Raw genomic sequence first — 13,265 nt, 5'->3', positions numbered from 1 at the left:
CTCAACGAACTCGCCGACGCCTACCCAGACCGCATCCAGTAAAGACAACCAGACCCACAACAAGATCATCTTTACACACTTCGAGTTACAGGCTCGGACCGCACCCGCGACGAGGGCTTCGCCGCCGAGGACGAGGCGCTGGCCGACCTCATCATGAGCGACGAGCTGCGCGCTGGCCTGTACGCGTTCGACCTCAGCCAATGGCGCGCGGCTTGGGCACCGGCGATGCGCCTCGGTCAGGGCACGTTCGGTCGGCGTTGTGTCTCGGTCAGGGCGCGTTCGGTCGGCGGGGTGAGCTGGGCTGGCGTGGCACGTTCGGCCGGGTGGGCCGTGGGTGATGGGGGTGTGGTTGGTGGGATTGCAGCGGGATTTAGGCGGGGGGGGGGGGGTTGGCTGAAAGTTTCGAAAAGTATCGGGCGGGTTCTCGGGTAAGGTACGCCGACCTGTGGGGGTGGTCAATGGTGGATTGTGGGTTGTCTTAAGTGGTTTGAACGAGGGGTTTTAGCGGCTGGGTGGGTTTGAGTGTGGGGGTTGGTGTCTTTGTGTGGGTCGTCTTGGGTTGCTTGACGGGGTGATCGGCCCGGCGTACGTTCGGCCGACGGGCTTCGAAAGGGATCGAAATGTTTCGGAGCCTTTGCCTTGGTGTGCAGAGTGCGATCGGAGATGTGTGGTGAGACGTGAACCCCATGCCCGGGGCAGGGGAGTGGGCGCGCTTGCGCGACACTCGATGCATCCGGGCGGTCGGATGGTCGCCGTGCTCCTGCTCGCGGTGGCCCTCGTCGCCGCGTCGTTAACCGGGGCGGAAGGGGCGCCGCGGGACGGTGGTGGGCCGGCCGCGCCGAAGATTGATGGTCACTGGGTCGACAGCTGGGTGTCGATGCCGCAGCTGACCGAGCCGGGGAACATGCCGCCTCCGCCGTTCACACAGGACGACGGGGTCTTCGACGACGCGACCCTGCGGCAGACCGTGCGGGTCTCCGTCGGCGGGCGGAACCTGCGGCTGCGGTTCTCCAACGCCTTCGGCGGCGCGGCGTTGCCCATCACGAAGGTGGCGGTGGCGCTCCCGGCCGACGGGCAGGCCGGGGTGGGCTCCATCGAGCCGGGGACATCGCGGTCCGTGACCTTCCATGGGCGTTCGTCCGTGGTCATCCCGGTCGGTGCGCAAATGGTGTCCGACCCGTTGCAGTTCCCTGTGGCGCCGCGCTCTGTCCTGACGGTGACGCTCTATCTGGCGGACGGTCAGGCGTCTACCAGCATCACGTCCCACCCCGGCTCCAGGACGACGTCCTACATGGTGGCCGGTGATCGTGTTGACGACGCTGATTTGTCCGCGGCGGCCCGTACTGACCACTGGTACTTCCTGAGCGGCCTTGAGGTGTGGGCCAAGCCCGCTACGGCGGCGGCCGTCATGCTCGGCGACTCACTGACCGACGGACGCGGGTCCACGACGAACAAGAACGACCGCTGGCCCGACCAGTTGTTGGACCGGTTGCAGTCGCATCCGGCGACGTCCGACATCGCCATCGTGAACCAGGCGGCCGGCGGCAACCGCGTCCTCAACGACGGGCTCGGGCCCAATGCGCTCGCCAGGCTGGACCGTGATGTGCTGGCTCAGAGCGGCGTCCAATGGCTCGTCGTCTTCGAGGGCGTCAACGACATCGGCACCGCGGAGGCTGCTCCGGACGCGCAGAAGCAGGTCGCGGACAGCCTGATCGCCGCCTACGACCAGATCATCGTCCGCGCGCACGCGCAGGGCATCCGGGTGTACGGGGCGACGCTGACCCCGTTCGGCGGCAACACCATGTACGACGACCCGGACGGGTACAGGGAGCGGGCGCGGCAGGCGGTCAACGCCTGGATCCGCACCAGCCGCCGCTTCGACGCGGTCATCGACTTCGATCGGGCGTCGCGCGATCCGGTCGCGACCGGCCGGCTGCTGCCCGCCTACGACGTGGGTGATCATCTGCATCTGAACCCCGCCGGGTACAAGGCCCTCGCCGACGCCGTTCCCGCGGGTCTCTTCCGGCAGCGGCCACTCCCGTCCACCTTCGGCTTCGACTAGAGGAGCGATCGGCGGCACCGCCGATCTCCATGTGAGCGCGCCAGCCGCCGCGGACCGGGTCGGCCGAGTAGTGGGAGCAGACGGTGACCCGAGCCTCCGGCGGCTGGCGTCCCCAACAGCGGCAAGGTGTCGGAGTCGGGGTGAGATGCGCATATCTTCATGCTCATGAGCGATGTGGCGTATGACCCCTGGTCGGCTGAGTTCGTGGCGGACCCCTACCCGGTGTTCGAGCGGCTCCGTGAGGAGCGCCCGGTCTTCTTCCACGAGCCCACCGGGCAGTGGGTGATCAGCCGGCACGAGGACGTCGACGCGCTGCTGCGCGATCGGCGGCTCGGACGGTCCTACCTGCACATCGCGAGCCACGAGGAGTTCGGCCAGGAGCCGGAGGCGGACTTCCTCAAGCCGTTCTGGGACCTGATCCGGGCCGGGATGCTGGACGTCGAGCCGCCCGTCCACACGCGGCTGCGGCGGCTGGTGTCGAAGGCGTTCACCGCCCGGATGGTCGAGGGCCTGCGCCCGACGATCCGGCGCCTCGCCGGCGAGCTGGCCGGGAACCTGGCCGCCGCGGGCGGCGGCGACCTGCTCGCCGAGGTCGCCGAGCCGCTGCCGGTGAACGTGATCGCCGAGATGCTCGGGGTGCCCGTCGAGGACCGCCACCTCCTGCGCCCCTGGTCGGCCGACATCTGCGGCATGTACGAGCTGAACCCGCCGGAGGACGTGCAGCGCACGGCCGTCCGCGCCGCCGTCGAGTTCTCCGACTACCTGCGCCAGCTGGCCCGCGCCCGCCGGGACGAGCCGCGCGACGACCTCATCACCGCCCTCGCCCAGGTCGTGGACGAGGGCGACCGCCTCACCGAGGACGAGCTGATCGGCACCTGCGTCCTGCTGCTCAACGCCGGGCACGAGGCCACCGTCAACGCGACCGGCAACGGCTGGTGGTCGCTGTTCCGCAACCCGGGTGAGCTGGAGCGGCTGCGCGCCGACGCGTCGCTCATCCCGACGGCCGTGGAGGAGCTGCTCCGCTACGACACGCCGGCGCCGATGTTCGAGCGCTGGGTGCTGGAGGACATCACGGTCGCCGGCGTCGACATCCCGCGGGGTGCGGAGGTGGCGCTGCAGTTCGCGTCCGCCAACCGGGATCCGGCGGTGTTCGCCGACCCGAACCGGCTCGACCTGTCCCGCGACCCGAACCCGCACATCACGTTCGGGCTCGGCGTCCACTACTGCCTGGGCGCCCCGCTCGCCCGCATCGAGCTCGCCGAGTCGTTCGGCGCGCTGCTCCGCGCGGCGCCCGGCCTTCGCCTGGCGGCCGAGCCGGCCTGGAAGCCGGGTTACGTCCTGCGCGGCCTGGAGGCGCTCCACGTGGAGTGCTGAGACCCCAACGCGCCGACGAGCCGAAAGTGCCGTCGACTCGCGGCGTCGGCGTCGGCGTCGTCACGGCCGGTGGAGCGCGGTCAGGTGAGGATGGCCGGGAGCGGGATGCCGACGCTCTGGGCCAGCCATCCGAAGCCGCCCAGGCCGGCCGGGTCGATCAGTTCGGCGTCCTCGCCCGCGTGGCACAGGGCGGCGACGTAGGCGCGCGGGTCGCGGTGGGCGAGGTCCAGCGGCGGGCGGGCGCCGGACAGGCCGAGGGCGCGCAGCGCGTCGCGCTGGGTGGTCAGCAGGGTGGACGTGGCGCCGGCGCGCTCTCCGGCGGTGGTGCAGGCGTCCAGCGCGACGTGGGCGGTGACGTCGCACGATCCGTCCGGCACCGCGGGGACGGTGGCGCCGTCGCGGTAGCCGGTCAGCGTCCCGTACACGGGGCGGGCCTCGCGCGCGTGGGAGTAGTCGACGGCGATCGCGAGCCCGCGGGAGAGCCGTCCGACCACCGAGGCCCAGGCGTTGCAGCGGGGGTGGCCGATCTCGGCGCGGTCCCCGGGGTCGCGGAGCGGCCACCAGCGCTCCAGCCAGTCGCGGTCCTCGTCCGACGGCACGGGGCCGGGGCGCTCCAGGCCGGTGGACGGGTCGACGAGCATGGTCCGGACGCCGTCCGGCGTGTGCTCGACGACGTCCAGCGGCACGTTGTCGAGCCATTCGTTCGCGACGGCGAGGCCGGTGATGCGCTCGGGGAGGTCGGGCCGCCAGGTGATCCGGGACGGGACGTCCGCGGGCCGCGGCGCGATCTCCACCGCCGTCGGGACGAGCCGGGCGGCGAGGTCGTCGGGTGCGCAGGCCAGGATGTTGGCCAGCAGCCGTCCGGACCCGGCGCCGATGTCGACGACGTCCAGCCGCTCGGGGCGCCCGAGCAGGGCGTCGACCTCGGTGAGCAGGCGGACGATGGCGGCGGCGAACCGCGGCGAGGCGTGCACCGAGGTCCGGAAGTGCTCTGCCGGGCGTTCTCCGCGCCGGTAGAAGCCGTCCTCCCCGTACAGCGCCCGCTCCATCGCCGTGCGCCATGTCAGCCATTCGGAAACCAACGCCGCCACGCCTGTGACGTTACCGCGAGCTACACCGTCCCCTGCGCCGCCTGCTGTGGCGCCGTGGTGCGGCTGTGCTGTCCTGGTGCGGCGGGGCATCATGTGCGGTCTCCCAAGGGCTTGCATGGCCATCCTTGGGGTGGACGTGCGTCCGACCTGCGGCTGATCCATGGCTGACCAGCGTGTACATACCCTGTCGGCATGGTGGCGAACGGGTGGGAATGGCTGCGGCGTAAGAAGCCGCTGGTCGACGCGTTCTTCGCGGCCCCTGTCCTACTGCTCTCCCTGCCTTCACTGCTGGGCGGGACCTACGGGCTGAACAAGTACGTGTTCGTTACGGTGACGGTCGCGCTGACCGCTCCCCTCATTCTGCGCCGGACGTTCCCCCGCGCGGTCTTCGCCGTGGTGGCGCTGACGTCGTTCGTTCAGTGCGTGACGGGTGTGTACCCGGTGCCGGCCAACGTCGCCGTTCTGATCGGGGTCTACACGGTCACGGCCGGCGGCTCGTTCCGCTGGGGGCTCGCGTCGGCGCTCGTCGCCGAGCTCGGGGCGGGCATGGCCACGTGGCGCTATCCGTCCGGCGCCGATGACCGCAAGTACACGTTCGTGATGATGACGCTGCTGGTGGCCGGGGTGTACGTGCTCGGCCTCCACATGCGCACGCGCCGCGCCTACCTGCGCTCGGTGGAGGAGCGGGCGGAGCGGCTGGAGCGTGAACGCGACAACGAGGTCAAGGTGGCCATGGCCACCGAAAGAGCGCGTATCGCCAGGGAGCTGCACGATGTCATCGCGCACAACGTCAGCGTGATCGTGGTGCAGGCCGACGGGGCGTCCTACGCGATCGACACCGATGTGGGCCGGGCCAGGCAGGCGCTCGACACGATCTCCTCGACGGGACGCCTGGCGCTGGCGGAGATGCGGCGGCTCCTCGGCGTCCTGCGCGAGGACGACGACGCGGGGGCGTTCGCGCCGCAGCCGGGGGTCGCCGAGCTGGACGACCTGGTGGAGCAGGTCCGCGCGTCCGGGCTGGCGGTGACGTACCAGGTGGAGGGGACGCCGGCGGGCATGTCGGAGGGCCGGCAGCTCACCGTCTACCGGATCGTCCAGGAGGCGCTGACCAATACGCTCAAGCACGGCGGGCCGCGCGCGAACGTGGCGGTCCTGCTGCGGTACGGCGGCGACGCGCTGGAGATCCGGGTGCGGGACGACGGGCGCGGCGCGGCGGCCTTCGACGACGGCCGCGGCCACGGCCTCGCGGGGATGCGGGAACGCGTCGCCGTGTACGGGGGCGAGGTCCACGCGGCCCCGCGCGCCGGCGGCGGGTTCGAGGTGCTGGCGCGGATCCCGGTGCACGAGGAGGTCGCGGCGTGACCCGTGCGCGGCGGTGGACGGGCCGGGAAGCGACGGATGCGGCAGAGGCCGAACACGAGGCGGAGGGCGAGCATGACGGACTTTGATGACCTGGCGGAGCCGGCGGGGCCCATCCGGGTGGTGCTCGTGGACGACCAGGAGCTGGTGCGGGCCGGGTTCAAGATGGTGCTGGACGCGCAGCCCGACATCGAGGTCGTGGGCGAGGCGGGCGACGGCGTGCAGGCGTTGGAGCTGCTCCGGACGACGCGGGCCGACGTCGTGCTCATGGACGTGCGGATGCCGCGGATGGACGGGATCGAGGCGACGCGCCTGGTCGTCGCGCAGGCCGGGCCGAAGGTCGTCATCCTGACCACGTTCGACCTCGACGAGTACGCGTTCGCGGCGATCAAGGCCGGGGCCGGCGGGTTCATGCTGAAGGACGCCGGGCCGGCGCAGCTCATCGAGGCGATCAAGGCGGTGCACTCGGGGGACGCGGTGGTGGCGCCGAGCACGACGAAGCGCCTCCTGGACCGGTTCGCGGTGCATCTGCCGGACGCGGCGGAGAAGGCGAACGGCGCGCTGGAGACCCTCACGGAGCGTGAGGGCGAGGTGCTGCGGCTCGTCGCGCGCGGGATGTCGAACGCGGAGATCGCGGGCCGGCTCTACGTCTCGGAGGCCACGGTCAAGACGCATATGGGACGGATCCTGATGAAGCTGGGCCTTCGCGACAGGGTGCAGGCGGTCGTGTTCGCCTACGAGACAGGTCTAGTCAAAAGCGGTCAAAGGGGTCACACCCCGTAACGACTTGATTACCCCATGGTGACCATTTGCCTTCGGGATGGGGGACGGACTTGTCCTACCTGAGAGTAGCTGCGTAACTACCGTACGCGACGTCGTCTTCGCGGGCGACGTCGGCAATGTCAGAACGGGCCCGCTAAGCCCACGTACGGGAGGACTCTCATGTTCAAGAAGCTCGCCGCCACCGGCATCCTCGGCTTCGCGGTCGTCGGCTCCGCCCTGGCCTCCACGCCCGCCTACGCCTCCACCTACGGCGGCGGCCACGGCCACGGGCACGGCCACCACCACGGCGGCGGCGTCGGGAACAACAACCACACCAGCGGCAACGGCTCGATCCTGGGCGGCAACCAGGTGATCGTGCCGATCTCCGCCCCCATCAACGTCTGCGGCAACAACATCATCACCGTCGGCATCACCTCCGCGTCCTGCAAGGGCGGCGCGTCGGTGCACAACTGATCAACCCCTCACCGACAGGCCACTGACGGGGGCTCTCGCACCCGTCACCGGAGCGCCGGAGACCTCCCCAAGGTCTCCGGCGCTTCTCCGTTCTCCGGCGCTTCTCCGTTCTCCGGGCTTCTCCGTTCTCGGTGCGCAGCCGAGCGAGTTCACGGGAGCGCGCGCGGGCGGGTCAGCGGGGCGAGGGACGGCGCCGTACGACTCAGGTCGTACGCGGGCGGCGCGGATAGCCGGGAGGGGGACGCGGAGCGTGGACGCCGGGGCGATGGCAGCGGCGGCCCGGATTCCTAGCGTGGTTCCCGATCGATCGCGAACGCGACGACGACGCAGCACGACCCATGAAGGAGCCACCGTGACCAGCACGTTCACCGATCCGCCCGGGGGAGCCCCCGCCGCCGCGGCGCCGCCCGCCGTCACCGCCGAGGGCGTGTCGAAGGTGTACGGGTCCGGGGACGCGGCCGTGCACGCGCTGCGCGGGGTCGGCGTCGGGTTCGCCCGCGGCGCGTTCACCGCGATCATGGGCCCGTCCGGGTCCGGGAAGTCGACGCTGATGCACTGCCTCGCCGGGCTGGACACCGTCACCAGCGGGCGGATCATGCTCGGCGACGCCGAGATCACCGGGATGGGCGACCGGCAGCTCACGCTGCTGCGCCGCGACCGGGTCGGCTTCGTGTTCCAGGCGTTCAACCTGCTGCCGACCCTCACCGCCGAGCAGAACATCCTGCTGCCGATGGAGCTGGCCGGACGCAAGCCCGACCGTGCCTGGTTCCAGCAAGTCGTGGACGTTCTCGGCCTGCGCGACCGCCTAGCGCACCGGCCGAGCGAGCTGTCGGGAGGCCAGCAGCAGCGGGTGGCGTGCGCGCGCGCCATCGTCGCCCGTCCCGAGGTCATCTTCGCGGACGAACCGACCGGAAACCTCGACTCGCGTGCAGGCGCGGAGGTCCTCGGGTTCCTGCGCGCGTCCGTCCGGGAGATGGGCCAGACGATCGTGATGGTGACCCACGACCCGGTGGCCGCCTCCTACGCCGACCGGGTGGTGTTCCTACGGGACGGTGCGATCGTCTCCGAGATCTACCAGCCGACCCCTGAGGCCGTCCTGGACCGGCTCAAGTCCCTGGGGGCCTGATGCTGAAGACGACATTGGCGGGCCTACGCGCCCACAAGCTGCGGCTGCTGCTGACGGCGATCGCCATCACGCTGGGCGTCGGCTTCATCTCCGGCACGTTCGTCCTGACCGACACGATGAACAAGGGTGTGGCCAAGACGTTCGCCCAGTCAGCCGACAAGGTGGACATCGCCGTCCTCCCGGCTGAGTCATCGGACGACGGCCTGCCGCCCTCGCTGCTGCAGAAGGTCCGCGGCCTTCCCGGAGTCACCGACGCCCAGGGCGCCGTTAAGGGCGAGGCGGCCTTGGTGGGCAAGAACGGTAAGACGGTCGGCGACTACCCCACGATGGGCATGTCCGTGCCGTCCGGACGGCTGCTGCGCTACGACGTCGACAAGGGACGGCCCCCGTCCAACGGCGGTGAGACCGTCATCGACGGCAAGGTCGCCAAGCGGGAGGGCTTCGCCGTCGGCGACACCGTGACGGTCCTGGACGACAAGAACCGGCCGCACAAGTTCACCGTCGTCGGGCTGGTCGACTTCGGCATCGACCAGGAGGCGAGCATCTTCGGCGCGGTCGGGTTCGACCCGGTGACCGCGGCCCGCATGACCGGCGAGACGTCGTTCCAGGAGATCGACATCGCGGGCACCGTGACCATGTCCGCCGTGAAGGCCGCCGCCGGCCCCGGCCAGCGCGTCTACACGGGGGAGGAGCTGGGCGCGAAGCTGGCGAAGGCGGCGGGCGCCGACACGAAGATCATCCGCACCGGGCTGCTGATCTTCGCGCTGGTCGCGATGCTGGTGTCCGCCCTGGTCATCTACAACACGTTCGCGATCCTCGTCGCGCAGCGGATGCGGGAGATGGCGCTGCTGCGCTGCGTCGGCGCGACCCGCCGGCAGATCTTCGCCGGCGTCCTCACCGAGTCGGCGGCGGTCGGCCTGACCGGCTCGCTGCTCGGCCTCGGCGTGGGCGTCGGCCTCGGGCAGGGCGCGCTCGTGCTGATCAGCAACCTGAACGGCAACGTCTCCGTCACCGGCCCGTCGCTCGCGCTGCGGACGGTCCTGGTCGGCCTCGCGGTCGGCGTCGCCGTGACCGTCCTGTCCGCGCTGCTCCCCGCCCGCGCCGCCACCCGCGTCGCGCCCATCGCGGCGCTGCGCGCCGACGCCGAGCCGGGCGGCGGACGGTTCCGGCTCGGCGTGTGGCGCACCGCCGCCGCCGTCCTGCTCGGCGTCGCGGGCCTCGCCATCGGCGTGTTCGCGGCCCTGGTGATGGAGAAGGGCGAGGCCGCGATGTTCGCGGTGGCCTTCTCCGGCTGCGTCTTCTTCCTCGCGGTCGTCGCGGCGATGCCGGCGCTCGTCCGCCCGCTGGGACGGCTCGCGGGGGCGATCCCGGCGCGGCTCGGCGGCGTCCCCGGGCGGCTGGCGGTGGCGAACGCGCAGCGCGCCCCGCGCCGCACCGCCACCACCACGATCGCGCTGACCGTCGGCGTCGGGCTGATGAGCCTTTTCGCGGTCATCGGGGCGAGCAGCAAGGCGACCGCGAGCCACGAGCTGGACGAGCAGTTCCCCGTCCAGTACAGGATCGCCACCCAGAACGGCGAGGCCCTCCCGCGCGCACTTGGCGAAGACCTGCGCAACCGGCCGGAGGTCGAGAAGGTCGTCGAGCTCCGTGACAAGGAGACCAAGGTCGACGGCGAGGACGCGTCCATCACCACGGTCAGCGCGTCCGCGTGGGGCGACATCGCGAAGCCGGAGATGAAGACCGGCGCGCTCTCCGACCTCAAGCAGGGCACCGCGTTCGTGGACGAGAGCGCCGTGACCGGCTCGGGCTGGAACGTCGGCCGGACGCTCCAGGTCACGACGCGCAGCGGTACCGTCCCCGTCAAGATCAGCGGCGTGTACAAGATCGGCGGGCAGTTCAACGGGATCGTCCTGCCCGAGGCCGATTTCGCCCGGTACTTCGGCGCCGTGGACCCGTCCGAGATCTTCGTCAAGAGCAACGAGGCCGTCCCCGACGACCGGGTGCGCAAGGCCGTCGACCAGGCGGCGCAGCCGTACCCGGCGGCGAAGGTCGAGTCCAGCGCCGACTTCCAGCAGCAGCTGGAGGACGCGATCGACATGGTGCTGATGGTCTTCGGCGGGCTGCTCGCCCTCGCGATCATCATCGCGCTGTTCGGCATCGCCAACACGCTGACCCTCTCCGTCGTGGAGCGGACCCGCGAATCGGCGCTACTGCGCGCCCTCGGCCTCACCAAGCGCCAGCTCCGCCGGATGCTGTCGATCGAGGCGGTCGTGATGGCGGTGATCGGCGCGGTGACCGGGGTCGCGCTCGGGATCGTGTTCGGCCTGGCCGCGACCAGCGCGATGGCGGACGGTGCCGTGTTCGCCCTGCCCTATCTCCAGATCGCCGGGTTCGTCCTCCTGGCCGGCGCGGCCGGGACGCTCGCCGCCGTGATGCCCGCGCGGCGCGCCGCGAAGACGTCCATCGTCGAGTCCCTCGCGCATGACTGAATGGGAGGGCGGGGTGGCGCTCGTCACCCACCGGACCACGTGACCGGGTCCCATGGGTACTCTGGTTCGCGCCCGTCCGGTACCTACACGTGAGGACTGGAACGAAACCGATGGACCCCAACGTCACGCCCTCCTCCGGCGCGCCCGGAAACGCCCCCCGCGGGGGGGCGGAGGCCCCGGAGGACAGGCCCGCGCGGCTCGCGGTCGGCGTCGTCGGCGCCGGCCGCGTCGGCACGGCGCTCGGCGCCGCGCTGTCCCGCGCGGGCCACCGCGTGGTCGCCGCGGCCGCCGTGTCCGACCGGTCGCGGTCCCGCGTCGAGGAGCGCCTTCCCGGCGCGGACGTCGCCCCGCCGCAGGACGTCGTGGCGGCCGCCGACCTGGTGCTGCTGACCGTCCCCGACGACGAGCTGCCCGAACTCGCGGCCGGCCTCGTCGCCGCGGGCGTCCCCGTCACCGGGAAGCTGGTCATGCACACCAGCGGCCGGTACGGGACGGCCGTCCTCGACCCGCTCACCCGCGCCGGCGCGCTCCCCCTGGCCCTGCACCCGGCGATGACCTTCACCGGACGCCCCGACGACGTGAACCGGCTCACCGGCATCTCGTTCGGCGTCACCTCGCCCGAGCCGCTGCGGCCCGTCGCCGAGGCGCTCGTCCTGGAGATGGGCGGCGAACCGGTGTGGATCACCGAGGGCGCGCGCCCGCTCTACCACGCGGCGCTGGCCGGCGGCGCGAACCACCTGGTCACCCTGGTCGTCGAGTCGATGGACCTGCTGTCGCGGGCGGGCGTGGCCGAACCCGGCCGGATGCTCGGCCCGCTCCTCGGCGCAGCCCTCGACAACGGGCTGCGCCTCGGCATCGACGGCCTCACCGGCCCGGTCGCGCGCGGCGACGCCGGGACGGTCTCCGACCACATCGCCGAACTGGGCAAGGTGTCCCCGGAGAGCCGCCGCGCCTACATCGCCCTGGCCCGCCTCACCGCCGACCGCGCGCTCGGCGCCGGGCTGCTCAAGCCCGAAGACGCCGAACGCCTCCTGGAAGCCTTGGCCGATTGACCCTGGTCAGCCACCCCCCGTCCCTCCGCCCCCACCTCAGGAGGCCGCTTGAAACCCGTCATCGCGCGGACGCGTGAGGAACTGGCCGCGGCGCGCGCGCGTATCGAGGGCACGCTCGCGTTCGTTCCGACCATGGGCGCGCTGCATGAGGGGCACCTGTCCCTGATGCGCGAGGCCCGCCGCAATGCAGACAAGGTCGCCGTCAGCATCTTCGTCAACCCGCTCCAGTTCGGGCCCGGCGAGGACTTCGACCGGTACCCGAGGACGTTCGAGGCCGACGTCGAGGCGTGCGCCGCCGAGGGCGTCGACCTCGTCTTCGCGCCGACCCGCGACGTCATGTACCCGGACGAACCGCAGGTCACGATCAAGTCCGGACCGATGGGCGAGGTCGTCGAGGGCGCGGCGCGGCCTGGCCACTTCGACGGGATGCTGACCGTCGTGCTCAAGCTGCTCAACCTCGTCCGCCCCGACGCGGCGGTCTTCGGGGAGAAGGACGCGCAGCAGCTCGCGATGATCCGCCGCATGGTCGCGGACCTGAACGTGCCCGTGCGGATCGTCGGCGCGCCGACCGTCCGCGAACCCGACGGGCTGGCCCTCTCCAGCCGCAACCGCTACCTCTCGGAACCCGAGCGGCGGACCGCCCTCGCCCTGTCGCGCGCCCTCCGCGCCGGCGCGGACGCCGCCGACGACGGGCCGGACGCGGTCCTCCGCGCGGCCGGCGCGGTCCTCGACGGGGCCGCGACCGCCGACCCGCCCCTCGCACTCGACTACCTCGTCCTCGTCGACCCGGCGACCTTCACCCCCGCCGCCGGCGGCGGACCCGCCGTCCTCGCCGTCGCCGGCCGCGTCGGCGCCACCCACCTCATCGACAACGTTCACCTCCAGCTCGGCAAGGAGCACTGATGATCCGGACGATGTTCAAGTCCAAGATCCACCGCGCCACGGTGACGCAGGCGGACCTGCACTACGTCGGCTCGCTCACCATCGACCAGGACCTGATGGACGCCGCCGACCTCCTCCCCGGCGAGCAGGTCTCGATCGTGGACATCGACAACGGCGCCCGGCTGGAGACCTACCTGATCGCGGGCGAGCGCGGCTCCGGCGTCATCGGCATCAACGGCGCCGCGGCCCGCCTCGTGCAGCCCGGCGACCTGGTGATCATCATCAGCTACGCCCAGCTCACCGACGCCGAGGCCCGCGAGTTCGTGCCCACCGTCGTCCACGTCGACCGCTCCAACAAGATCATCTCCCTGGGCAGCGACCCCGCCGAGCCCGTCCCCGGCACCAAGACCACCCGAGGCGACCTGGTCCACGGCTGACCCCCCGGAGGACGGCCTCGCCAAGGCCGTCCGTCTGCGGGCGCGACCTGTCCTGCCCGGACGCGCAGGGCACGCGAGCTGTGGCGCCGGACCTCGACCGGGGCTGTCTGACGCATGGGGACGACCTGTCGTGCCTGGACGCGTATGGCGTGCGGCT

The 13,265-nt window shown here is 71.7% G+C and carries 12 protein-coding genes; 10 read left to right on the top strand and 2 right to left on the bottom strand.

The annotated features are described in order from the left end of the window. Nucleotides 1-201 (bottom strand): hypothetical protein (locus AB0K34_RS36390; protein ID WP_364553347.1); only part of this gene is annotated, 201 nt, incomplete at its 3' end. Between the two features lie 544 nt (nucleotides 202-745). On the opposite strand from AB0K34_RS36390, the gene AB0K34_RS36385 reads away from it, so the two are divergent. After that, the gene (locus AB0K34_RS36385; protein ID WP_364553346.1) at nucleotides 746-2,062 is read left to right on the top strand and encodes an SGNH/GDSL hydrolase family protein; all 1,317 of its coding nucleotides are present in this window, start codon (nucleotides 746-748) and stop codon (nucleotides 2,060-2,062) included. 165 nt (nucleotides 2,063-2,227) lie between these two features. Continuing rightward, nucleotides 2,228-3,436, top strand: a complete 1,209-nt coding sequence (locus AB0K34_RS36380) for a cytochrome P450 (protein WP_364553345.1) — start codon at nucleotides 2,228-2,230, stop codon at nucleotides 3,434-3,436. An 80-nt stretch (nucleotides 3,437-3,516) separates the two neighbouring features. Here the strand turns inward: AB0K34_RS36380 and AB0K34_RS36375 are convergent, their stop codons facing one another. Next, nucleotides 3,517-4,527, bottom strand: coding sequence for an SAM-dependent methyltransferase (locus AB0K34_RS36375; RefSeq protein ID WP_338072654.1), 1,011 nt, complete (start codon nucleotides 4,525-4,527; stop codon nucleotides 3,517-3,519). A 192-nt stretch (nucleotides 4,528-4,719) separates the two neighbouring features. Here AB0K34_RS36375 and AB0K34_RS36370 point away from each other — a divergent pair, with 192 nt between their 5' ends. From AB0K34_RS36370 to panD, 8 genes are all read left to right on the top strand, one after another. Next, a complete protein-coding gene (locus AB0K34_RS36370; RefSeq protein WP_138641392.1) occupies nucleotides 4,720-5,889 on the top strand; it encodes a sensor histidine kinase in 1,170 nt (389 codons plus the stop codon). Nucleotides 5,890-5,961: 72 nt separating this feature from the next. Then, nucleotides 5,962-6,669 carry a response regulator transcription factor gene (locus AB0K34_RS36365; protein WP_138641393.1) on the top strand — a complete coding sequence of 236 codons (708 nt, stop codon included), beginning with the start codon at nucleotides 5,962-5,964 and terminating at the stop codon, nucleotides 6,667-6,669. Nucleotides 6,670-6,828: 159 nt separating this feature from the next. Then, nucleotides 6,829-7,122: a chaplin family protein gene (locus tag AB0K34_RS36360; protein WP_364553344.1), complete on the top strand. Its 294-nt coding sequence runs from the start codon at nucleotides 6,829-6,831 to the stop codon at nucleotides 7,120-7,122. A 352-nt stretch (nucleotides 7,123-7,474) separates the two neighbouring features. After that, on the top strand, nucleotides 7,475-8,248 hold the full coding sequence (locus AB0K34_RS36355) for an ABC transporter ATP-binding protein (RefSeq protein WP_364553343.1): 774 nt from the start codon (nucleotides 7,475-7,477) through the stop codon (nucleotides 8,246-8,248). Next, a complete protein-coding gene (locus AB0K34_RS36350; RefSeq protein ID WP_364553341.1) occupies nucleotides 8,248-10,737 on the top strand; it encodes an FtsX-like permease family protein in 2,490 nt (829 codons plus the stop codon). Before AB0K34_RS36355 ends, AB0K34_RS36350 begins: the two co-directional genes overlap by 1 nt. Before the next feature lie 110 nt (nucleotides 10,738-10,847). After that, on the top strand, nucleotides 10,848-11,789 hold the full coding sequence (locus AB0K34_RS36345; protein ID WP_364553340.1) for a DUF2520 domain-containing protein: 942 nt from the start codon (nucleotides 10,848-10,850) through the stop codon (nucleotides 11,787-11,789). Between the two features lie 48 nt (nucleotides 11,790-11,837). Next, entirely contained in the window at nucleotides 11,838-12,692 is an 855-nt protein-coding gene (panC, locus tag AB0K34_RS36340; RefSeq protein WP_364553339.1) for a pantoate--beta-alanine ligase, read from the top strand. Further along, the gene (gene panD / locus AB0K34_RS36335) at nucleotides 12,692-13,108 is read left to right on the top strand and encodes an aspartate 1-decarboxylase (RefSeq protein WP_138641653.1); all 417 of its coding nucleotides are present in this window, start codon (nucleotides 12,692-12,694) and stop codon (nucleotides 13,106-13,108) included. The genes panC and panD overlap by 1 nt, the downstream gene beginning before the upstream one ends. Nucleotides 13,109-13,265 lie beyond the last annotated feature (157 nt).

Origin of the sequence: Actinomadura sp. NPDC049382 (assembly GCF_040677125.1) — a bacterium.
GTDB lineage: Bacteria > Actinomycetota > Actinomycetes > Streptosporangiales > Streptosporangiaceae > Spirillospora > Spirillospora geliboluensis.
This window is presented reverse-complemented; position numbering and strand designations above follow the sequence as displayed.